We start from the raw sequence: 22,325 nt of genomic DNA, 5'->3' as shown, positions 1-22,325 counted from the left end.
GCACATCGATGAGTCAACCGAACGCCAACATCCTCTGGTTCCTGCCGACCCACGGCGACGGCCGCTATCTCGGCACCGGCATCGGCGGCCGCGAGGTCAACTTCAATTACCTGCGCCAGATCGCGCAGGCCGCCGATCAACTCGGCTATTTCGGTGTGCTGCTGCCGACCGGGCGGTCCTGCGAGGATTCGTGGATCGTCGCCTCGTCGGTCGCGCCGTTCACCGAGCGGCTGCGCTATCTCGTCGCCGTGCGCCCCGGCTTGCAATCGCCGAGCGTGGCGGCGCGCATGACCGCAACGCTCGACCGCATCTCGAACGGCCGGCTGCTCGTCAACGTCGTCACCGGCGGCGATCCCGTCGAGAACAAGGGCGACGGCGTCTTCCTCGGCCATGACGAACGCTACGAGGTCACCCGCGAGTTCCTGAATGTCTACAGCGATCTGCTCGCCGGCAAGACCGTGAATGCCGAGGGCAAGCACATCCGCATCGACGGCGGCAAGCTGCTGTTTCCCCCCGTGCAGTCGCCGCGGCCGCCGCTCTATTTCGGCGGCTCCTCGGATGCCGGCATCGACGTCGCCGTCGATACCGTCGACAAATATCTCACCTGGGGCGAGCCGCCGGCGCTCGTCGCCGAGAAGATCGCGAAGGTGAGGGAGGTCGCTGCCGCCCGCGGCCGGAAGCTCTCCTTCGGCATCCGCCTTCATGTCATCGTCCGCGAGACCAACGAAGAAGCCTGGCGTGCCGCCAACGAGCTGATCAGGCATGTCAGCGACGACACCATTGCGCTGGCGCAGAAGAACTTTGCTCGCATGGATTCCGTCGGTCAGCAGCGCATGGCGCAGCTCCATGGCGGCAAGCGCGACAAGCTTGAGATCGCCCCGAACCTGTGGGCTGGCGTCGGCCTCGTCCGCGGCGGCGCCGGCACGGCGCTGGTCGGCGACGCCGCGACGGTGGCCGCCCGCATCAGGGAGTATCATGATCTCGGCATCGATACCTTCATCATGTCGGGCTACCCGCATCTTGAGGAAGCCTATCGCTTTGCCGAGCTGGTCTTCCCGCTGCTCTCGCTGGAGCAGCCGAGCAACGTCACCAAGCTCCACTTCAACGGCGGTCCTTTCGGCGAGACGGTCGGCAGCGATTTCCGTCCGCAGCACCGGGTGTCGCAATCATGAGCCTGATCGATAGCATCCCACTCCCGCGCAGCGTCCGGCTGCCGCGGGTCGATGGCCTGGTCCAGTGGATCGTGCCGCTTGCCATCATCGCGATCTGGCAGGTCGCGAGCGTCACCGGCTTCGTGCCGACGCGCGTGCTGCCGGCCCCGAGCGACGTCGTGCTCTCGGGGTGGAAGCTGCTGCTGTCCGGCGAGCTCGTCCGCAACATCTGGGTCTCGTTCTGGCGCGCCTCGATCGGCTTTCTGATCGGCGGCAGCATCGGCTTTGCCTTCGGCCTCGCCAACGGCCTGTCGCAGCTCTCGGCCAAGCTCACCGACACTACGCTTCAGATGGTACGCAACGTGCCGCATCTTGCGCTGATCCCGCTGGTCATCCTGTGGTTCGGCATCGACGAGAGCGCCAAGCTGTTCCTGGTGGCGCTGGGGGTGTTCTTCCCGATCTATCTCAACACGCTGCACGGTATCCGCACGGTCGATCCGCAGCTGATCGAGATGGGCCGCATCTACGGCATGACCGACGGCGAACTGTTCCGCCGCGTGATCTTCCCGGGCGCGCTGCCTTCGATCTTCGTCGGCATCCGCTTTGCGCTCGGCATCATGTGGCTGACCCTGATCGTCGCCGAGACCATCGCGGCGTCCTCGGGGCTCGGCTACATGGCGATGCAGGCGCGCGAGTTCATGCTGATCGATGTCGTCGTGCTCTCGATCCTGATCTACGCTTTGCTCGGCAAGCTCGCCGACAGCGCCTCCCGCGTGCTGGAGCGTCTGACGCTCGCCTGGCACCCCGCCTTCCAGAAACATTGAGCGAAAGTACCGGGAATCACATGCAGACAGCGCTTCGTACCTCCCTTCCCGAGACCGAGCTCGCCAGCCGCGCCAATTCCGCGCCTCACGCCCGCATCGTGCGCGAGGAGCGGCAAGAAGAACAGCGAGCGCAGGCCGGCGGCCTGCCGCTCAGCATCCGGGGCTTGCGCAAATCCTTCGGCAGCAACGAGGTGCTGCGCGGTATCGATCTGCACATCCCCGCCGGCCAGTTCGTCGCCATCGTGGGCAAGAGCGGCTGCGGCAAGAGCACCTTGCTGCGCTTGATCGCCGGCCTCGACAAGATCGACGCCGGCAGCATCAGCTTCGGCCAGGACATTCAGCCAAAAGACATTCAGCCTGAGGACATCCGCGTGATGTTTCAGGAGCCGCGGCTGCTGCCCTGGGCCCGCGTGCTCGCCAATGTCGAGGTCGGGCTCGGCCGCGATCGCGCCTCTCAAGACGCGCATGCGCGCGCCGAAAAGGCGTTGACGGAGGTCGGGCTCGCCGACAAGCGCGACCAGTGGCCCTCGGTGCTGTCGGGCGGCCAGAAGCAGCGCGTCGCGCTTGCCCGCGCGCTGGTGTCCCGTCCGCGCGTGCTTGCCTTCGACGAGCCGCTCGGCGCGCTGGACGCGCTGACCCGCATCTCCATGCAGCGCCTGCTGGAGCGCGTCTGGCGCGACCAGGGCTTTACCGCGATCCTGGTCACCCATGACGTCACCGAGGCGGTTGCGATGGCAGATCGCGTGCTCGTGATCGAGGACGGCCGCATCGCCCATGACGTCACGGTTAACGCCGCCCGGCCGCGCCAGCGCGGTTCGGCCGAGCTCGCAGGCCTCGAAGGCTCGATCCTGAGCCACCTGTTATCGGCGGACGATCGTACCTAGATACAGGGAACCCCGCTTTCGGGGAGCAATGCCATGAATGTAGTGCCCCGCGATCTCATGACTGACATCCCCGTCTCGTCCGCCGATTTTCGCGGCGCCATGCGCCACCTCACCGGCGGCGTCAGCGTCATCACCGCCGGGCGGGGCAAGGACGTCACCGGCATGACCGTGACCTCGGTGACCTCGCTGTCGGTCGAGCCGCCGACGCTGCTGGTCAGCATCAACCGCGATGCCTCGTCGTTCCCCTTGATCCGGCGCCACGGCGCCTTCGGCGTGAACATCCTGAACGCCGACCAGCTCGACGTCGCCGAACGTTTTGCCGGCAAGGGTGGGTTGAAGGGTCCCGATCGGTTCGCGGGTGCCAAATGGGTGACGGCGGTCTCCGGCGTTCCGCTGCTGGTCGGCGCGCTGTCGGCCTTCGATTGCGAGGTCGAGGAGATCGTGGAGCGGCACTCGCACGGCATCGTCATCGGCCGTGTCAGGGACATCAGGAGTTCGACCCGCACGGCGGCGCTGGCCTATTGGCACGGCCGGTACGTGGCGGTCGACCAGGACGAGGACGCGGCGACGCTTGCGGATGTCAGCGTTCCCGCGCGCAGCCGGCGCGGCGTTTGATCGCCACCGGTAGGGGTGCGCACGCTGGCGTTTTTCGTCTTATCGCTCTAGAAGCGCCCGGAACCTCCCGTTTCGGGACGGCAATGGAGCGGATCGATGAAGCGTATCGCGACCTTCGCTTTCTACGCCGTCGGTGCGCTCGCGATCGCCTATCTCGCGCTCTACGCCTATGCGATGTTCTCGGGCCAGCCGGTGATCATCCCCGGCGATCCCATCCACATCTTCCGCAAGCCGGACGCGCCGAGTTATTCGTGATCCCGGTCATTCCGGGGCGCGCGGTAGCGCGAACCCGGAATCTCGAGATTCTCAGGTGCGCAACTGCGCACCATAGTTCGATGCTTTGGATCGCCCCGGAATGACGACGGCACTCATCCCCGCAAAATCGCCAGCGCAAGCGCCTGCGCGCGCGGCACGATGCTGTCGATCTCGAGATATTCCTCCGGGGTGTGCGCCAGCCCTCCGACCGGTCCGAGCCCGCAGATGGTCGGCGTGCCGACCGCAGCGGTGAAGCCGGAATCGGCGCAGCCGCCCGAGAACTCGCCCTGCAGCGTGGTGAGGCCGACCTGCCGTGCCGCCGCCTGATAGCCCTCGAACAGCGCCTTGGAATCGGCGCTCTGCACCACCGGCACGAACTCGCCCTTGATGGTCAGCGTTGCGCTCGTGCCCGGCACATAGGACGTCGCGACGATCTTTTCGATCGCTGCCATCACGGTCGCCCGATCTCTGGGCTCGACGTAGCGCAGGTCGATCTGGCCCTCGGCGTAAGGCGCCGTCGTGTTGACGGACTGCCCGCCCGCGACGAGGCCGACATTGAGCGTGATGCCCTTGTCGAGATCGGTCAGGGCGTGGATCTGCACGATCTTGTGCGCGAGCTCGCCGATCGCGCTGACGCCGGCGGCGAAATTGGCTCCGGAATGCGCGGCTTTGCCGGTGATGGCGAGATGCATGAAGATGCCGCCCTTGCGCCCCGTGACGACATTGCCCGTGGGGCGGCCCGGCTCGGAATTGAACACGGCACGCGCGGCGCGGCCTTCGCGCTCGATCACCGGCCGGGAGGAGGGCGAGCCGATCTCTTCGTCCGAGGTGATCAGCACCTTGATCGGATGCGGTGAGCCGCCGAATTTGTGGAAGGCGGTCGCGACGAACACGTTCATGACGAGGCCGGACTTCATGTCGGCGACGCCGGGTCCATAGGCGCGTCCGTCCTTGATGGTGAACGGCCGCCGCCCGGCCTCGCCCTTGCCGAACACGGTGTCGCGATGTCCCATCAACAGCACCGGCTTCTCGTTGCTCCCGGGCTTTGCCACCTCGGCGTGGATCGCATCGCCGAAGGTGGCATCGGCCTCGCGCCGGAACGGGATGCCGTGCTCGGCAAAATGCCGCTCGAACCGCGCACCGACCGCATCGACGCCTTCCTTGTCATAGGAGCCGGAATCGATGTTCACGACGTCGCGGAGCAGATCGACCATGGCCTGCTTCTGCGACGCCAGCCAGTCCGTGATTTGAGCTTCAGACATGTGGTCCCTCGCGTTGGTTCTCACGCGGGGTTATAGGGCGTTGTGCCGGCGGGACCTAGTCGGGGAACGCGGTGCGGCCATGTCCGCTGGTGCTGATCTCACCCTTAAAACAAAATGCCCGGGACTTCGCCCGGGCATTCACATTGTCGATCAGCATGGAGCCGCCTCAAGCCCCCATCATCGGCATACGCGGATATTCGCCGGGCGTGCCCGCCGGCGGGATCGGGATGCCGCCGTCGGAATATTCGTTGAGCTTGTTGCGCAGCGTGCGGATCGAAATGCCGAGGATGTTGGCGGCATGGGTCCGGTTGCCGAGGCAATGCTTCAGGGTCTCCAGGATCAGGTCGCGCTCGACGTCGGCGACGGTGCGTCCCACCAGCGCCCGCGTCACCTGCTCGGCGGCCATCGTGGCGTGGGCCACGGCCGGTGCGGTCTTGGCGAGGTCGAGACGGTCGCCGTCCGGCGTGATGATGGCATCGGCGCCGATCTCGTCGCCCTGCGCCATCAGCACCGCGCGGTGCATGGTGTTCTCGAGCTCGCGGACGTTGCCCTGCCAGCGGTTGGCCGAGAGCACGCGGCGCGCCTCCGCCGAAATCGGGCGCAGCGGCACGCCGTTGGCCTCGGCATATTTCTTCACGAAATGCTGGGCGAGCTCCAGAATGTCGGCCGGACGCTCGCGCAGCGGCGGGATCTTCAGGTTCACGACGTTGAGGCGGAACAGCAGATCCTCGCGGAACGTGCCTTCGCGCACGGCCTCGGCGAGGTTGCGGTTCGAGGTCGCGATGATGCGGATGTCGACCGGCACCGGCTTGGTGCCGCCGACGCGGTCGATCACGCGCTCCTGGATGGCGCGCAGCAGTTTCGATTGCAAACGGACGTCCATCTCCGAGATTTCGTCGAGCAGCAGAGTGCCGCCGGTCGCTTCCTCGAACTTGCCGATGCGGCGCGCGACCGCGCCGGTGAAGGCGCCCTTCTCGTGGCCGAACAGCTCGGATTCCAGGAGATGCTCGGGGATCGCGGCGCAGTTGATCGAGATGAACGGGCGCTTGGCGCGGGCCGAGCGGGTGTGGACGTAGCGCGCCAGCACTTCCTTGCCGGTGCCGGATTCGCCGGTGATCATCACCGAGGCGTCCGAGCCCGCGATCTGCTGCGCCAGCTTGATGACGCGGGCCATGGCCTCGTCGCGATAGACCAGCTCGCGGGAATCGTTGGCAACGGCGGCCAGCACCGCGGCGATCAGCTCCGGATCCGGCGGCAGCGGGATGTATTCCTTGGCGCCGGCGTGAATCGCGGCAACCGCGGCGCGGGCGTCGTTGGTGATGCCGCAGGCGACGATCGGCGCGTGGATGTGCTCGGCTTCCAGCCGCAGCACGAGGTCGCGGATGTCGAGGGCGACGTCGACCAGCAGGAGGTCGGCGCCCTTGCCCCCGCGCAGCACGCGCATCGCCTGCTCGTGATCCTCGGCGTGGGTCACGGTGGCGCCGTTCTCCATCGCGATTTTGGTGGCCGTGGTGAGCTGGCCCTTCAATGTGCCAACGATGAGAAGCCGCATGTCAGTCTCCTGTCCGTCTGCTCGCGCCGTCGCGCGTCATGTCCTTGCGTGTCAGCCGCGCTCGGCCTTGATGATTTCCGTCATGGTCACGCCGAGCTTGTCCTCGACCAGGACGACCTCGCCGCGGGCGACCAGCTTGTTGTTGACGTAGATGTCGATGGCCTCGCCGACGCGCCGGTCGAGCTCGAGCACGGTGCCGGGTCCGAGCTTGAGCAGCTCGCCGACGTCCATCTTGGAGCGGCCGAGCACGGCCGAGACCTGTACGGGAACGTCGAACACCGCCTCGAGGTCGGCGGCGGCGCGCGCCGCATATTCGTCCTCGCTGTAGCCGACGTCCGTGCCGGTGGGCGGCATCGGGCCGTTGAGATCGGGCAGCGGGACCTGTCCGTCGGTGTCGCTCATGGGTTAGCTCCCTTGCGGGACGCGATATAGCGTCCGACCATTTCGTCGATCTTGGCCGCGATGGCGCCGCGTTCCAGCACAACGCCGCCATCGGCCCATTCGATCCGGCAATCGCCGGTGGCAATTTCAGGCTCGGCCAGGATCACCAGCCGTCCCTCGAAGCCGCTCTGCTTGGCGAGCCGCTCGATCTTCTCGCGAGCGCTGTCGTAGAGCGCGTCATTGATGCGGACGACGAGATGTGGCGTCGCGACCAGGTGCGAGAAGCAGTCCTTGACCAGCGCGACGATCTCGCCGAGCGGCTCGGCGGCGACCAGGTCGGCGCACAGCTTGCGCGCGACGGCGACCGCGACGTCGACCGCCTCGGTTTCCATCTTGGATTCGATGCTGCCGATGCCGGTCGCGATGCCGCGGATGCCGATGTTGATCTCCTCCATGGCGAGCGCGACGCGGCGGTCGCTCTCGGCCTTGGCCTCGCGCTGACCGGCGGCGAAGCCTTCCTGATAGGCGCGCGCTTCGGCTTCCGCGACCTTCTGGGCGATCTCGGCGGCGGTCGCGGCCTTCTCCCGCGTCGCCCGCTCGGGCGCCGCGAAGTCGGTATCGAACAGGAATTTTGCCGGAGCTGCCATCAGTACACCAGTTCGTCGTCGGCGCGGTTCTTGGTCAGCATGATCTCGCCCTTGGCGGCGAGGTCCTTGGCGAGGTTGACCAGCAGCGCCTGGGCCTCGTCGACGTCGCGCAGGCGGACCGGGCCCATCGCCGCCATGTCGTCCTGCAGCATCTTGGCCGCGCGCGAGGACATGTTGCCGAAGAAGAAGTTGCGGACGTCCTCATTGGCGCTCTTGAGCGCGACGCCGAGCTTATCCTTGTCGACGTTGCGCATCAGCGTCTGGGCGGACCCGGAATCGAGCTTCACGAGATCGTCGAAGGTGAACATCAGCGCCTTGATGCGCTCGGCCGATTCGCGGTTGTCTTCTTCCAGCGAGGTGATGAAGCGGGTTTCGGTCTGGCGGTCGAAATTGTTGAAGATTTCCGCCATGACCTCGTGGGCATCGCGGCGGCGGGTCTGCGACAGGTTGGACATGAATTCGGTGCGCAGCGTCTTCTCCACGCTCTCGATCACCTCCTTCTGCACCGCCTCCATTTTCAGCATGCGGTTGACGACGTCGAGCGCGAGCTCCTCGGGCAGGATGCCGAGCACGCGGGCGGCATGCTCGGACTTCAGCTTGGACAGCACCACGGCGATGGTCTGCGGATATTCGTTCTTCAGGTAATTGGCGAGAACCTCTTCCTGCACGTTGGAGAGCTTCTCCCACATGTTGCGCCCGGCGGGGCCGCGGATCTCGTCCATGATGCCGTTGACGCGCTCCGGCGGCAAATACTGCTGCAGCAGCCGCTCGGTGGCGTCGAAATTGCCCATCAGCGCGCCCGAGGCCGACATGCGCGAGACGAATTCGAGCAGCATGTCCTCGACCGTGTCGACCTCGACGGTGCCGAGCGTCGACATCTCGAGTGAGAGCTGGCGCACTTCGTCGTCGTCGAGCAGGCCCCAGATCTTGCCGCCATATTGCTCGCCCAGCGCCAGCATCAGGATTGCGGCACGCTTCGGCCCGGGCAGCTGCGCGAGGCCCTTGCCATCGGCGGCGCGGCTGCCCGCTCGCTGACCCAGCGTGGAGATCACGCTGGTGATGTCGTTCGAATTGGCGTTTTGCAGACTGGCGGCCATGTCAGATCACTTCTTGATTCACTTGGCGGATTACTTGGCTGGTTCGGTCAGCCACTGGCGGATGATTGCGACGGTCTCGTTGGGGTTGCGCTCGGCGAGCTCGCCGACGCGGTGAACGGATTGGGCGTGGACCTGGCCCTGGATGGTGGCGACGTCGATCGCGCTTGCGGCGCCGCTCGGCAGCATCGGCTGGCCGGAGGCGGGAGCCGCCTCGTCCGAGACGGCGGGGCCGGGCAGGACGCCGGAAATGGCGGCGGCGACCTCGTCGGAGGCGAGGATGCGCTTGACCAGCGGACGGATCACCAGGAACAGCACGACCAGGCCGAGCAGCATCATCACGCCAAGCTCGACGAAGTACATGACGTCGTCCTTGGTGAACTGCAGCATGCCGAGGAAGCCGCTGGGCTCGCCGATCGGGGCGGTGGAGGGCGCATCGGCAAAGCGCAGATTGACGACCTCGACCTGGTCGCCGCGCTTCTGGTCGAAGCCAATGGCCGAGCGCACCAGCGTGGCGATGCGGTCGAGCTGCTCCTTGGTCCGGTCCTGATAGGCCAGCTCGCCCTTCTCGTTCTTGGAATAGATGCCGTCGACCAGCACCGCGACCGAAATGCGGTTGACCCGGCCGGCCTCAGTCACCTCGGTCTTGGTGGTGCGGGAGATCTCGTAATTGTTGGTCTCTTCGGTCTTCTTGCTTTGGTCCTTGGCCGTGGCGCCGCTGTTCTGCTGATTGCCGGGCAGCTCGTTGTTGACGGTGACCTGGCCGTTGTTGTCGGCGGTCATGCTCTGCTCTTCGCGGGTCTGGCTCGAGCGCAGCACGCGGCCTTCGGGGTCGTACTTGTCCGAGGTCTGGGTGACCTTGTTGAAGTCGAAATCGGCGGAGAGCTGCACGCGGGCGCGGCCCGAGCCGACCACGGAGGAGACGATGTCCTCGACCTGTTTGCGCATCCGCTTCTCGAAGGCGATGCGGCGCTCGTCGCCGACCGCCTGCTCCGGATCGGTCGCAGCCCCGTCGGCGAGCAGCTGGCCGGCCTCGTCGACGATCGAGACCCGCTGCGGCTTCAGACCGTTGACGGCGGAGGCGACCAGGTGGCGGATGGCGCGGATCTGCTGGGCTTCCAGCGCGCCGCGGACACGCACCACGATCGAGGCCGACGGCTCCGGCGCTTCGCGCGCAAACAGCGGGCGCTCGGGCAGCACCAGATGGACGCGGGCAGCCTGGATGCGGTCGATGGCACGAATGGTGCGGGCGAGCTCGCCTTCCAGGGCGCGAAGGTGATTGATGTTCTGGACGAAGGAGGTGGTGCCGAGGGCGTCGGACTTGTCGAACACCTCGTAGCCGACGCCGCCGCCCTTGGGCAGGCCGCCCTCGGCAAGCTTCATCCGCAGCCGCGTCACCTTGTCCTTGGGCACCATGATGATGCTGCCCTCATTGCGGATCTCGAACTGGATGCCCTGGCGTTCCAGGTCCTTGATAATGCTCGATGAATCTTCGACGCTGAGGTCGGTGAACAGCGTCGTCATCTGCGGCGTGGTGACACGCATGATGACGAACGCGAAGAAGCCGATGAGCGCGGCGGTGACCGCGATCATTGCCCCGAACCGGGCGGCACCGATACTCTTCAAAAAGTCCGCAAGACCTTGCAAGCAACCGCCCCAACAGCTTCGGCCGCATTCACGGGAAAGGCCGACTGGGCAATTATTGCCTAGGTGATGGTTTCGATATGGTTAACGAAGGTTAAGAGGTCGGACAAAAGTGGCGACATGAAAAAAATCGGCCTCGCAGGGCGAGGCCGATTTTCGTCAAAGACCGCAGATTTCCGGATCGCTTACTGGCGATATTGCTGAATGCGGGTGGTGCGAAGACCCGCCAGACCGTGCTGGTCGATGGAAAACTGCCAGGAGAGGAATTCGTCGACCGTCAGGGTATAACGGCTGCAGGCCTCCTCAAGGGAGAGAAGTCCACCACGGACAGCGGCGACGACTTCAGCCTTGCGGCGGATGACCCAGCGTTTGGTGCCGGGTGCAGGCAGATCCGCGATCGTCAACGGACTGCCGTCCGGCCCGATGACGTATTTTACCCTCGGGCGATGGGGTTCTGTCATGGCGTACTCACAAACTCTCAACCACTGAACTCACGCCCGTAACCCTACGCCCGGCGGCTTAAAAATCCGCTAAGCCTAAGGCTTCAATACAATTCTCGTTGAAAATGCTGAAACGGCGCCGAGTCGGCCGGCGGAACGGCGGCATCCGGGCCGGTCGAGGGGGTCTTCGTAAATACTTTACTAACGAATGGAGCCGGAGCGGGGGCTGCAAGGCTCGTGACCGTCATCCCGGGCGCGCGGAGCGCGAGCCCGGGATCCATAACCCCAGGGAGCAGTTTGACGACGGCTCGGGGTTACGATCTCACGCGAGAACGACATCCTGTGGTTATGGGATCCCCGCCTTCGCGGGGATGACACCTCGTTATGTGGCGCGCGGCACCGCCCCGTTAATTACTGCCGGTCGCGATGATGCTCTTCACCTGGCTCAGCGTGTAGCTGGTGCCATCGATGTTGAGGAGCGGTGGCGACTGGGTCAGGTCGACCGACGCGACGGTGCCCTGCACCTGCGCGGCGATGCCGACATTGTTGTTCGCCACGTCCTTGCCGGTGGCCGAGATCGTGTACTTGCCGTCGGGCCATTGCGTGCCGTCATTGCCCTGGCCGTTCCAGGTGAAGGGAATGTCGGTGCCGGCCGCGGCGGTATATTTGCCGGTGAACACGGTCTGGCCGCTGGCATTGGAGACCGTGATGTCGACGGTGGAATCGGTCGGCACGTTGAGATGCCAGGTGGCCGAGGAGTTCTTCATGGTCGCGGTCGAGCCGTCGACCAGGGCAGTCTTGCCGACGAAGCCGAGGGCTTGGGTCGCCTGCGTGGTCTGCTGCAGGGTGACGAGCTGGGACAGCGCATCGTTGGTCTTGAGCTGCTGCTCGACGCCGGCGAACTGCACCAGCTGCTGGGTGAACTGGTTGGTGTCGAGCGGATCCGGGGGGTTCTGGTTCTGCAGCTGAGTGGTCAGCAGCGTCAGGAAGGTCTGGAAGTTGCCGGCGAGCGTCGACCCCGTGGTCGAGCTCAGCGAATTCGACGAGGAAGATTTCGGCAGCTCGGTCGTTCCGGAGACGACCGCAGGGGCCGTGGCGCCAGTCGTGGTGGTCATGTCGGATACTCCTTACACTCTGATGTCGACGCCGCTGCTCGGCCCATAGATGCGGCCATAGCCGCGCCCGACGGGTGCGGCAGCAACGGTGTCGTCCTCGCTGATGATCAGCCGGCGGGCATTGCCGCCATTGTCGTTGTTCTGGCCGGAATTCTGGCCCGATGAATTCTGGTCACGCAGGCTGAAGGACAGCCCATTGCTGCCGGTCTTGAGGCCGGCATCGTCGAGCGCGCGCTGCAATTGCGGCGCGTCCTGGCGCAGCATCTGCAGCGTCTCCGGCTTCTCCACCGTGAGATGCGAGGTGACGTTGCCGGCGCGATCGACGTTGATGCGCACGTCGATGCGGCCGAGCTCGGCCGGATCGAGGCTGATGTCGAAGCGCGACTTGCCGGAGCGGATCGCGGCTGCGATCTCGATCGGAACGCCGCTGATCGGCACGGCCGTGTTGGTTGCCGCGGTCGCGGTCAATGTCGCGGTCGATGCGGACGCGGTCGAGGTCGTATTGGTCAGCGGCGCCTGCACGGCGGAAGCGGCCTGCGCACCGGCATCGCTGGCGTTGAACGCGGCCTGCGCATTGGCATGAGCCTGGGCGGCCGGTGCGGCCGGGATCGCGTCGGGGCTTCGGTCCGAGGCGCCGGGCTTGGCGTCGGTTGCGTTACCGTCTGCCTGCGGCTTGGCGGCTTGCGAATGCGCGGCGGTGTCGGCGGTCGTCGGGCCCGGCGCCTGCATCGGCGCGGCGTTCGCCTTGCCGGTGTCCTGGCCGATATTGGAGACGTCGGACTGTCCTTGCGCGGTGGCGACGGCCTGGAACGAGGTCTTCGGCGTGCCCTGATTGACGGGGATCAGTCCGCCGTTGGTCTTGCCGTCGGTTGCGGTCGCGTCGGTGGCCCCGGTCGCGGCATCGCCGAGCGTCGCCGAAGTATCGGCTTCGACCTTAGCGCCGGCGGTCTTGGCGCTCTTGTCGCCCGGCGTCGCGGTGTCGGTCTTGGCGCCCGCGATCTGCGCCGCGGTCGAGGCGCTGGCCGCGAGGCCGGCGGCAGCGATCGTCAGCGGCGAGGAGGTTGCGGCCTGGTTCGCCGTCGCGTTCGGATCGGCCGGGACGATCGGCGCGGCGACCACGATCGCATTGGGATCGGGCAGGGCGGCCTGTGCCGCATCGGTCGTCGCGGCGGCGACGGCGGTGGTGAGTCCGTCGGTGGCCTCGGCCTTGTCGCCCTTGGTCTCGGCGGATGTGTCAGCCGATTTGGCGTCCGACGTCTCGGTCTTGTCCTTGTCATTGGACTTGGCCTTGGCGGCGTCCTTGACCGGATCGGAGGTCGTATCGCCGGTCTTGTCGTTGTCGGTCGCCGCGGATGCGTCGGTGTCCTCGCTCGCCTTGCTCTTTGCGGGCTGATCCGCGGCAGAGCTGTCGCGCGGGCTCTTGTCCGCGGAGGACGAGGCGGGATCGCTCCGGCGCGGCGCGTTGTCCTGGGCCTGCGAGGCCGCATTGGTATTGATCGCCTGGGTGTTGCTGTCGACCAGCGAGCCGAAGGAGTCGTTCGCGGACGCCTCTTTGGCGGTCTGCGACCGGGCAGGCTTCTGCTGCGTGCTCGGAACTTGCACGCTTGCTGCGACATCTGACGTACGACCGACCACAGGCAACCCCTCGGAAACATCTTCCGCATGAGGGGAGCAAGGAGCGGGCCAGCGCCGCTTCACATCTATTTTTCCATAAAAATCAATCTCTTATGTATTTTCTGTCGCTGCCGGGAGGCCCGCCGCGACCCCGTCATTTCTGCCTCCCCGGCAAGAATTGCCCTAACCTCATAGCCCGCGTGATTGCTTCACCGGAATGCCGCCTATATTAAAGAGGTTACTCTCAGCCGCTTTCGACCGGGCAATCTGGCTTTCGGGAACCAAAGTTCCCGGGGATTGCCGATCTCCCGCGAGAAGCATGAAATCGCGGATCGCCGCACGCCGCCGTCAACCCTTAAAGGCCCATGCTCAACAGTCTGGATCTCGAAGGCCGTCCTGAGGACACCAGGGTCGTCGTCGCCATGTCGGGTGGCGTCGACTCCTCGACCACGGCTGCGCTCTTGAAGGCGCAAGGCTACGACGTCGTCGGCATTACGCTGCAGCTCTACGATCATGGCGCGGCGACCCACCGCAAGGGCGCTTGCTGCGCCGGCCAGGACATCCACGACGCGCGCGACGTCGCCGCCAAGCTCGGCATTCCCCATTACGTGCTCGATTACGAAGATCGCTTTCGCGAGTCCGTCATCGACAATTTCGCCGACTCCTACGCGCTGGGTGAAACGCCGGTGCCCTGCATCGAGTGCAACCGCTCGGTCAAGTTCCGCGATCTCTTGAAGACCGCGCGCGAGCTTGGGGCGCAGGCGCTCGCCACCGGGCATTACGTCGCCTCGCGCCGCCGCGACGACGGCTCGCGCGCGCTGGTCTGCGCGGCCGACGCCGACCGCGACCAGAGCTATTTCCTGTTCGCGACCACGCAGGAGCAGCTCGACTTCCTGCGCTTCCCGCTCGGCGACATGACCAAGCCCGAGACGCGCGAGCTCGCGCGGCGCTTTGGCCTTTCCGTCGCCGACAAGCACGACAGCCAGGACATCTGCTTCGTGCCGACGGGACGCTACACCGACATCATCACCCGCCTGCGGCCGAACGCGATGGACCCCGGCGACATCGTCGATCTCTCGGGGCGCGTGCTCGGCCGGCACAACGGCATCGCCAACTTCACCGTCGGCCAGCGCCGCGGCCTCGGCATTGCGGCTCACGCGCCGCTGTTCGTGGTGCGGCTTGAGGCCGCGACCCGCCGCGTCGTCGTCGGCCCGCGCGATGCCCTCAAGATGCACCGCATCTCCCTGCGCGACGTCAACTGGATCGGCGACGGCGACATCGACCGTGCCATCGGCGGCGGCCTCGAGCTGTTCGTGCGCGTGCGCTCGACCCGCAGTCCCCAGCCGGCCTGGCTGCGCGGCGGCAATGGCAATTACGAGGTCGAGCTCGTCGCCGGCGAGGAGGGCGTCTCGCCCGGACAAGCCTGCGTGTTCTACGACGCACCTTCGGGGCAGGCGCGCGTGCTCGGCGGCGGCTTCATCCAGAGCGCGGCCGCGAAGCAGGGCGACGCGACACCGCGCGCGCTCGCGGAAGCCGTGCGCGGCTGAACTTGCCCGGATTGACCCCACCTGCTACCGCGACAATGATCGTCTCACGTCAGTAGAGTATCCGGGGCAGGGCAGGGGCATGGCAGCAGACATCTCGCGAGCCGGGGTCGAGAAGGCCTATGGCCGCTGGGCGCCGATCTATGATCTGGTGTTCGGCAAGGTGTTCGACGCCGGTAGGCAGTCGACCATCGCCGAGGCCGACCGCATCGGCGGGCGCATCCTCGACGTCGGCGTCGGCACCGGGCTCTCGCTCTCCGACTATGCGCGCACCACGAAGATCTGCGGTGTCGACATTTCCGAGCCGATGCTGCGCAAGGCGCAGGCGCGGGTGCGGGCGCTTCACCTCTCCAATGTCGAAGTGCTCTCGGTGATGGATGCGAAGAACCTCGCCTTCCCGCAAGACTTCTTCGACGCCGTGGTGGCGCAATATGTCATCACCGCCGTGCCGGATCCCGAAGGCACGCTCGACGAGTTCGTGCGCGTGCTTAAGCCCGGCGGCGAGCTGATCCTGGTCAACCACATCGGCGCCGAGGCGGGCCCGCGAAAGCTGTTCGAGCTCGCCTTCGCTCCCGTCGCCCGCCGCCTTGGCTGGCGCCCGGAATTTCCGTGGCAGCGCCTGGTCGATTGGGCCGCCAAGCATGGCGGCGTCACGCTCAGCGAGCGCCGCCCGATGCCGCCGATGGGGCACTTTTCGCTGATCCGCTACCGCAAATCGTGATCGAGCCGCGGGAACACGCGCCGTGATCGGCGCGTTTTGCTCCCATGCGCACGACATCAAACATCATTCTGGTGAGCCTCCTGATCGCCGCCTCAGGCGCTGCGATCGCGCAGGCTCCGCCCGCCCCGGCGACGCCGCCGCAACAGACCGCGCCGCCATCCCCGCAACATACGGCCAACTGCACCCCGCAGGACCGGCCCAACCGGCAGGCCGACGGCACTACCACCGGCCAGTCCCGGGAACCGCTCGGCGACAAATTGGCCAAGTCCGACGGCGTGCTCTGCCCGCCCGCCGGTGTCGACCCCGACATGCACGCCCCGGCCCCCGACACCGGCGGCAACACCCCCGTCATCCCGCCCCCCGGCAGCCCCGGCGGTGACCCGAATGTGAGGCCGAAATAGGGGATGCTTCTCTCGCCTCTCCCCGCTTGCGGGGAGCGGGGGGCTTTCCGCGAGTCTGGTGCGCGAAACTGGGTGAGTCCGGCTCCGAATGGGTGATTTCACTCGCGAAATCGCCCCATCAATCGCCGCCACGTTGCTTGACTTCCCGCCGCCCCCTTCCTTATATGCCGCGCGTTCGCGAGATCGGCCTTAGTCGCCGTCGCGATCCCTGTGGCGGGGTAGCTCAGCTGGTTAGAGCACGGGAATCATAATCCTGGGGTCGGGGGTTCGAGTCCCTCCCCCGCTACCATTCGTACGATTTTGTGCGCCAAACTACGATTTTCTACGATTGTTTACGCTGGATGGCAGCAAACCGGCGTGGGCATATCAGTATCTAAGGCAACGACTGGTTGCTGCGCGTGCCTATGCCGGCTTCCGAAAATTGGCGGCGATGAAGTGGGTAACCTTGGGCTCGGCCGCAGCGCCGAACTCGTGGATCGCGTCCTGAACGACCCTGTCTGCGTTCGTCACGCGCTGGTGTTGTCGAAGATGCTCGAGCCATGACGCCACCATGAATGTTTCCAGGAAGCGCCCGGTCTCGGCGGCATCCTCGAATACGTCCCAGGAATAGGCTCCGTCGCGCCGGCGTTGTTGTTCCAAAGCTCTGATGTGGGTAAGGAAGGCTTCACGGCGGTCTGGAGCAATGCGGTACTCCACCGTAATCAGGACTGGCCCGCGGTCGGCGTCTGCGTCATTCGCCAAGACAGGTGCCGGCCAATGCATCGAGGGCGCAAGATCGACTCCTGCGCCTGTTTGAAGCTTCCAATGCCAGGTGAGCGCGATTCCGACGATGGCTCCCGCTGCAGCGAGGAAATGCGCCCCTGGCAAGCCGAGCGCAGAGGCAAGCTGCCCCCACAGCGCGCTGCCGGCGGTCATCGCTCCGAAGAAGACGGTGACGAACATGGCCAGTCCGCGGCCGCGGACCCAATCCGGCAACGAAACTTGAACTGAGACGTTGACCGTCGCGAGCACGGCAATCCATGAGATGCCTGCGATCAGGCATGCCGCAAGTCCGATCTCTGGGTAACGCGCGATGCCCAGGAGGATCAGACTGAGTGCCGTGCCGGCGGTGCCGGCCGCGACGAGCCCGTCGGGCCCGAAGCTCGCCTTCAGCCAGGGCAGCATGAACGCGCCGGCGATGGCGCCGACGCCGACCGCTCCGAGCAAAATGCCGTAGAGTTCTGGACCGCCTGCGATCTGATTGCGTGCGACGAGTGGGAGCAGTGCCCAATAGGCGCTCGCGAAGAAAAAGAATGCTGCCGCTCTGACGAGCGTCGCACGGAGCCTCGGGTTGAACCGCGCGTGGCGTAAGCCGTTCACCATGGCGCCGGCAAGACGTTCCGGCGGCAGTGCGCTGTCTTGCGAGGACGCCGGGCGCCACCAAAGTAGCGCTCCGATCACCGCGAAATTGCTCAGCGCGTTGATCCAGAAGGGTGCCGCGATGCCCAATCCGCCGATGACTACGCCACCGAGCGCCGGCCCGATAGCCCTGCTGATGTTGACGCCCACGCCATTGCTGGCGATGGCTGCCGCCAGATCCTGCTTGGGGACGAGTTGCGGGACGACCGACTGCCATGCGGGCGCGGTGAACGCAGCGCCCGCACCGAGCAGAAACGTGAACAGCAGCAGGATGGGAGGGGTGACGAGGTTAAGCCCGACGAGCACCGCGCTTGCTGCCGCAACGATCGTAAGGACGATCTCACAACCGATCAGAAAACGGCGCTTGTCGACGGTATCCGCCAGCGCACCGGCCGGTAGCGCGAACAGAAACATTGGAAGGCTGCTCGCAACCTGAACCAGGGAGACGGTCAGCGGATCGGCATCGAGGCTGGTCATCAGCCATCCGGACGCCGCGTTGTACATCCACGTGCCGACGTTGGCGACGACGGTCGCGGTCCACACAACCGTGAACGTGGTATGCCGAAACGCGATCCATGGAGAAGCGTTGCGCATTGCGGGTGATGGATCGGACTGTTCGTTGGATGGGGGCATCGTGGTCACTCAACCGTTCGAAATGTTCCACAAGGGTCGGCGGCACCCGCCCAAATGCTCCAGAAACTCGAGCAGTGTGTCAGTCATTCGTTGGCTTGAGTACCGTGGTGTAGTTCGTAGGCAACCACTCGAACCGGCCATCGATCGAACGGATATGCCCGATCCCGGGAAATGCGATATGGGCCGCGGCGATCCACGTCGTATTCTGAGCGGCCTTGGCGAACATCGCTGTGCGTTCCGCCTCCGCCGAGAAAGGATCGCTGTCGTAAGTGACGGTAACCGCGGGATCCGGAAACTGGATCGGAGCGACATGAACGAGATCGCCCCACACCAAAAGTGTCTTTCCTTCACTCGAGACTTCGTAGGACGTGTGGCCTGGCGTGTGCCCGGGGGTAGCGACTGCACGAATCCCCGGCGAGAGCTGCTGTCCATCTGCGAAGGGTTTCAGCCGGCCCGATTCCATGTAGGGCTTCAACGAAGCGCGATCGTCTTCGAACATCGGCTTGAGGAATTTAGGGGCTTCGCCTTCGCTCTTGGCGTCGAGCCAGTAATCGAGATCCTTCTGGTTGACTCTGACGGTCGCATTGGGAAATGCGGGTTTTCCTTGCGGAGCGATGCCGCCGACGTGATCTGCATGAAGGTGCGTCAGATAGATCTCGTCGATCTGCTCCGGCTTGTATCCGGATGCACGAAGGTTTTCCAACAGCTGTCCGCAGCATGCGCCGTAGAGACTGCCGGCGCCGCTGTCGATCAGAATGAGTTTCTCTCCCGTGTTGACGAGGAAGGCGTTGATCGAGCCCTCCACGGGAGCGGCGAGATCTGACGCGGCAAGGAGAGCCTCCGCTTTGCCGGGATGACTCTCTGCAAGCTTCACGGCTTTCCGGTCCCCGCCCGGTAGCGTCTCGTTTCGCGTCATCACATCGTGGACCGGGAAAGGATGCGTGCCGTCTAGCAAAGCTGTTATTTCCACCTGACCAAGCATGATGCGGTAGAAGCCCGGTGCCTGGGCGCGGACCTGCGGAGCGCCGGCATGCGCCTGCTCATGGGACAACAGGGATACGAATGCCAACAGCGTGATGGTGCGGATCGGCTTCATTTCATCTCCTCATCAGGTAGCCCGGCTCCGTTGCGGGCGTCTTAGCCGTTCCAGCCGTTCAGGAAATCGAGAAGGAATCTGTTGACGGCTTCCGGCTGTTCTTCCTGCGGAAGATGGCCGCAGCGTTCGATCGGAGCCACGGTGAGATTCTCGGCCATCTCGCTCCAGATCGACTTCATGTCGAACAGACGGCCGACGGCTCCGAAATCTTCGCCCCAAAGGGAGAGCACGGGGCACTTGATTTTCTTGTCGGCGTCCTCGATGTCCTGAGCGACGTCTTCCGCACTCGCGCGATAATCCGCCATCGCGCCTCGTACGGCGCCAGGCGCGCTGTAGGCCCTCACGTAGGTTTCGAACGCTTCGCCGGTGATCGTCATTGGGTCGTGGCACCAATCGGAGAAGAAGTGCCGAAGCCAGATATTCTCCCGTCCCGCGATCAATGCCTCGGGCAGATCGGGAATCTGGTGGAACATGAAGAACCAGTATTCGCGTGCGACCTTGGCGTTCATCTCGCGCGCGACGACGCGCGTCGGAACATTGTCCATGACCACGAGACGATCGACGATGTCAGGGTGATCCTTGACGAGACGGGTGGCGACCCGCGCGCCGCGGTCGTGTCCGACCAGTGCGATGCGTCCAACCCCGAGCGCCTTCAACAGCTCGACGATGTCGTTGGCCATCGTCCGCTTGTCGTAACCTTTCGACGGCTTGTCGGTCTCGCCGTATCCGCGAAGATCTGGAGCAATCACGCGGTAGTGGGGGGCAAGCGCCGGAATCTGGAAGCGCCAGGCGAAGTTGGTCTCGGGGAAACCGTGCAGGAGGACGACCGGCGGACCAGTCCCTGCATCGAGGTAGAATTGCCTGATGCCGTTGGCACGGCACGTGGTCCGATGGATGGTAGTCACGGATCTGGCGCCCCGGTACAAGATTTTGAGCCGCCATCCTTTCGTGAAGTCGGTCGGGACTGATTGCAGGTTTTAACGGCGCTTTGTACGATTGCGTCGCAGCAGCAGCGAAAGGCGCCCGACGCCGTACCGAATTTTGGCCTGGCGGCGGTTCCGTTACCGGGAGAAAGTCCAAGACACGGTGATGATGTTCGGGATTGTGTGGTCGAAATGACCGGTTTCAGAGCGAGAGGGAGGACCCGTAACGTGAATATCACAGACCGAGCGGACCGCCTCAGGACCGCGCATCCGGCAGCGACGACGTGAACGCGCGTGGACTCCACCACGTTACGACCATCATCGGCGACGTACGACGCGCCGCTGACTTCTACGTGGGTGTGCTTGGGCTCAAGCGGGTCAAGAAGACCGTCTGCTATGACGACCCCGGCAGTTACCACGTGTACTATGGCGACGATGTGGGAAATCCGGGCACGGTGATAAGCACGCTCGCCTGGAATTGCGTGACACCGGGGATGATCGGTGCCGGCGAGGTCGTGCAGACTTGCTTCCGGGTCGCAGCGAATTCGCTCGATTGGTGGGCAGATCGGCTCGGTTCCTTGGGGGTACCCAACCAGATGGAAGTGTCGCCCTTCGGGGAGCGCATCCTCTGTTTCGCGGATCCCGACGGTACGGAGCTCTCGCTGGTCGAGACATGGGAAGCAAAGTTGGGGAAAGGGAGCCCAAACTCATCGACCGATCACGCGCTGCGGGGCCTTCATGGCGTTACGCTGAACGTCCGCGAGGAAGATGCGACGATCGACATCCTTCAGAAGGTATTCGATTTCCAACTGGTCGCTCATCGGGAAGGAACCATGCGCTTCGTGGCCCATGACGGCCCGGGCGGCACGATCACGTTGCGCATGATCGGGAAGTCCTCGCGGGGACGCCTCGGCGGGGGCACCATCCGGCACGTCGCTTTCCGCGCCAGCGATCTCGACGACCGAACGGCGATGGTCGAGAAGCTTCGGTCGACGTACGGCATCGTGGTGAGCGATCCCATCGAGCGAACCTACCTGAACGCGGTAGGCTTTCGCGCGCCCTGCGGCGTGCTTTTCGAAATTGCGACCGATGGTCCGGGATTTGCCGTCGACGAGGCGCCGGAGCGGCTGGGCCGGAAACTTCAGCTTCCCGCATTTCTCGAAGAGCGCCGCGCCGAGTTGCAGGCGATCTTACCGCCGCTCAATTGAACGGCCCATCGATCATCGAGAGTTTGACCTTCCATGAAATCGGTAAGTCGCGGGCAGACGAAGTCGAGGAATGCTTTCACGCGAAAAGGCAGCCGGGGGCCTCCGTGATAGAGCGCGTGCACTTGCTCTTCGTCGCCTGCGGTACCCTCGAGCACTTCGACCAAGTGGCCTGCCGCTATATCGTCGCGAATGTGATAGTCGGCGAGTCGGGCGAGGCCGATGCCCGCGATTGCCATTCGCCGCAAGGTTTGGGCGTTGTTCGCAAGCAGGGAGCCGCTGACCGCCCGGTCGACAATTCGCCCGCTCTCCTTCAGAGGCCAGACCGGTGCAGAGCGCCGGAAATTGAATCCCAGGCAATTGTGACGGGAAAGATCGGCCACCCTTTTTGGTTCACCCAAGCGGTCAATGTAGTCGGGAGATGCGACGATCCTTCTCTTGACGACCCCAATGCGCCGGGCGACCATCGCAGAGTCCTGCAAAGGGCCGACGCGGAAGGCGACATCGGTTCGGTCGAGGTACAGATCGACGATCTCATCGGACAGCGAGAGGTCGACCACGATGTCGGGATGAGCTTCCCAAAAAGCCGGGAGCAGGCGTTCGAGGCCAAGGATGCCGAAGGAAACGGTGGCGTTTACGCGGATCGTCCCCCCGGCCGTCGCTGCGCCCCGAGAAATGCCGCGCTCGATGCCATCGAGTTCGTCCAGCAGTGCAAGGCTCTTCTCATAGTACATCCGGCCTTCGGACGTCAGGCACAGCCTCCGCGTCGAACGCTCGAACAGCCGTACGCCGAGCCGTACCTCGATCCTTCCGATGAGCTTGCTGACGGTGGACGGCGTCATCAAGAGGCGACGGGCCGCCTCGGAATAGCTCCCGGCTTCCACCACGCGGAGGAAGACCTGCATTTCGCCGATACGATTATCCAT

At 65.0% G+C, this 22,325-nt stretch carries 22 protein-coding genes and 1 tRNA gene; 10 read left to right on the top strand and 13 right to left on the bottom strand.

The window, feature by feature from the left end; genetic code table 11:
- Positions 1-8 precede the first annotated feature (8 nt).
- The 5 genes from ssuD (at position 9) to X268_RS39655 (ending at position 3,729) form a co-directional block, all read left to right on the top strand.
- Positions 9-1,172, top strand: a complete 1,164-nt coding sequence (ssuD, locus tag X268_RS26410) for an FMNH2-dependent alkanesulfonate monooxygenase (RefSeq protein ID WP_128927646.1) — start codon at positions 9-11, stop codon at positions 1,170-1,172.
- Entirely contained in the window at positions 1,169-1,975 is an 807-nt protein-coding gene (ssuC, locus tag X268_RS26405) for an aliphatic sulfonate ABC transporter permease SsuC (RefSeq protein WP_128927645.1), read from the top strand. The genes ssuD and ssuC overlap by 4 nt, the downstream gene beginning before the upstream one ends.
- A 20-nt stretch (positions 1,976-1,995) precedes the next feature.
- The gene (locus tag X268_RS26400) at positions 1,996-2,859 is read left to right on the top strand and encodes an ATP-binding cassette domain-containing protein (RefSeq protein ID WP_128927644.1); all 864 of its coding nucleotides are present in this window, start codon (positions 1,996-1,998) and stop codon (positions 2,857-2,859) included.
- Between the two features lie 33 nt (positions 2,860-2,892).
- On the top strand, positions 2,893-3,474 hold the full coding sequence (locus X268_RS26395; protein WP_128927643.1) for a flavin reductase family protein: 582 nt from the start codon (positions 2,893-2,895) through the stop codon (positions 3,472-3,474).
- A 96-nt stretch (positions 3,475-3,570) separates the two neighbouring features.
- A complete protein-coding gene (locus X268_RS39655; RefSeq protein WP_164718287.1) occupies positions 3,571-3,729 on the top strand; it encodes a hypothetical protein in 159 nt (52 codons plus the stop codon).
- A gap of 113 nt (positions 3,730-3,842) precedes the next feature.
- Here X268_RS39655 and X268_RS26390 read toward each other — a convergent pair whose 3' ends face one another.
- The 9 genes from X268_RS26390 to X268_RS26350 form a co-directional block, all read right to left on the bottom strand.
- Complete coding sequence (locus tag X268_RS26390; protein ID WP_128927642.1) at positions 3,843-4,991, bottom strand: M20 family metallopeptidase; 1,149 nt, start codon at positions 4,989-4,991, stop codon at positions 3,843-3,845.
- Positions 4,992-5,157: 166 nt separating this feature from the next.
- On the bottom strand, positions 5,158-6,543 hold the full coding sequence (gene flbD / locus X268_RS26385; protein WP_128927641.1) for a sigma-54-dependent transcriptional regulator FlbD: 1,386 nt from the start codon (positions 6,541-6,543) through the stop codon (positions 5,158-5,160).
- Between the two features lie 51 nt (positions 6,544-6,594).
- Positions 6,595-6,945 (bottom strand): flagellar motor switch protein FliN, encoded by a 351-nt coding sequence (fliN, locus tag X268_RS26380; protein WP_128927640.1) that lies wholly within the window; start codon positions 6,943-6,945, stop codon positions 6,595-6,597.
- A complete protein-coding gene (locus X268_RS26375; RefSeq protein ID WP_128927639.1) occupies positions 6,942-7,571 on the bottom strand; it encodes a FliH/SctL family protein in 630 nt (209 codons plus the stop codon). The genes fliN and X268_RS26375 overlap by 4 nt, the downstream gene beginning before the upstream one ends.
- Positions 7,571-8,668: a flagellar motor switch protein FliG gene (gene fliG, locus X268_RS26370; RefSeq protein WP_128927638.1), complete on the bottom strand. Its 1,098-nt coding sequence runs from the start codon at positions 8,666-8,668 to the stop codon at positions 7,571-7,573. Before fliG ends, X268_RS26375 begins: the two co-directional genes overlap by 1 nt.
- 30 nt (positions 8,669-8,698) lie before the next feature.
- Positions 8,699-10,312 carry a flagellar basal-body MS-ring/collar protein FliF gene (fliF, locus tag X268_RS26365; protein WP_128927637.1) on the bottom strand — a complete coding sequence of 538 codons (1,614 nt, stop codon included), beginning with the start codon at positions 10,310-10,312 and terminating at the stop codon, positions 8,699-8,701.
- Between the two features lie 182 nt (positions 10,313-10,494).
- Entirely contained in the window at positions 10,495-10,770 is a 276-nt protein-coding gene (gene sciP, locus X268_RS26360; protein WP_002714638.1) for a CtrA inhibitor SciP, read from the bottom strand.
- A 386-nt stretch (positions 10,771-11,156) separates the two neighbouring features.
- On the bottom strand, positions 11,157-11,864 hold the full coding sequence (locus X268_RS26355) for a flagellar hook assembly protein FlgD (RefSeq protein ID WP_128927636.1): 708 nt from the start codon (positions 11,862-11,864) through the stop codon (positions 11,157-11,159).
- A 12-nt stretch (positions 11,865-11,876) separates the two neighbouring features.
- On the bottom strand, positions 11,877-13,499 hold the full coding sequence (locus X268_RS26350) for a flagellar hook-length control protein FliK (RefSeq protein ID WP_128927635.1): 1,623 nt from the start codon (positions 13,497-13,499) through the stop codon (positions 11,877-11,879).
- Between the two features lie 344 nt (positions 13,500-13,843).
- Here X268_RS26350 and mnmA point away from each other — a divergent pair, with 344 nt between their 5' ends.
- From mnmA to X268_RS26330, 4 genes are all read left to right on the top strand, one after another.
- On the top strand, positions 13,844-15,025 hold the full coding sequence (gene mnmA / locus X268_RS26345; RefSeq protein WP_128927634.1) for a tRNA 2-thiouridine(34) synthase MnmA: 1,182 nt from the start codon (positions 13,844-13,846) through the stop codon (positions 15,023-15,025).
- Between the two features lie 79 nt (positions 15,026-15,104).
- Positions 15,105-15,743 (top strand): class I SAM-dependent methyltransferase, encoded by a 639-nt coding sequence (locus tag X268_RS26340; RefSeq protein WP_128927633.1) that lies wholly within the window; start codon positions 15,105-15,107, stop codon positions 15,741-15,743.
- Positions 15,744-15,787: 44 nt separating this feature from the next.
- Positions 15,788-16,144, top strand: coding sequence for a hypothetical protein (locus X268_RS26335; protein WP_128927632.1), 357 nt, complete (start codon positions 15,788-15,790; stop codon positions 16,142-16,144).
- A 212-nt stretch (positions 16,145-16,356) separates the two neighbouring features.
- Positions 16,357-16,433, top strand: a tRNA-Met gene (locus tag X268_RS26330).
- Positions 16,434-16,546: 113 nt separating this feature from the next.
- On the opposite strand, the gene X268_RS26325 is transcribed toward X268_RS26330, so the two are convergent.
- From X268_RS26325 to X268_RS26315, 3 genes are all read right to left on the bottom strand, one after another.
- Positions 16,547-18,136, bottom strand: a complete 1,590-nt coding sequence (locus X268_RS26325) for an MFS transporter (protein WP_164938189.1) — start codon at positions 18,134-18,136, stop codon at positions 16,547-16,549.
- A gap of 118 nt (positions 18,137-18,254) precedes the next feature.
- Positions 18,255-19,271 carry an MBL fold metallo-hydrolase gene (locus X268_RS26320; protein WP_128927631.1) on the bottom strand — a complete coding sequence of 339 codons (1,017 nt, stop codon included), beginning with the start codon at positions 19,269-19,271 and terminating at the stop codon, positions 18,255-18,257.
- Between the two features lie 41 nt (positions 19,272-19,312).
- Entirely contained in the window at positions 19,313-20,176 is an 864-nt protein-coding gene (locus X268_RS26315) for an alpha/beta fold hydrolase (RefSeq protein WP_245477665.1), read from the bottom strand.
- 302 nt (positions 20,177-20,478) lie between these two features.
- Between X268_RS26315 and X268_RS26310 the strand changes: the two genes are divergently transcribed.
- Positions 20,479-21,402 carry a ring-cleaving dioxygenase gene (locus tag X268_RS26310; RefSeq protein WP_128927629.1) on the top strand — a complete coding sequence of 308 codons (924 nt, stop codon included), beginning with the start codon at positions 20,479-20,481 and terminating at the stop codon, positions 21,400-21,402.
- Here the strand turns inward: X268_RS26310 and X268_RS26305 are convergent.
- Entirely contained in the window at positions 21,336-22,325 is a 990-nt protein-coding gene (locus tag X268_RS26305; RefSeq protein WP_128927628.1) for a LysR family transcriptional regulator, read from the bottom strand. The genes X268_RS26310 and X268_RS26305 overlap by 67 nt on opposite strands.

The organism is Bradyrhizobium guangxiense (assembly GCF_004114915.1).
In the GTDB taxonomy this organism is placed as follows: Bacteria; Pseudomonadota; Alphaproteobacteria; order Rhizobiales; family Xanthobacteraceae; genus Bradyrhizobium; species Bradyrhizobium guangxiense.
This window is presented reverse-complemented; position numbering and strand designations above follow the sequence as displayed.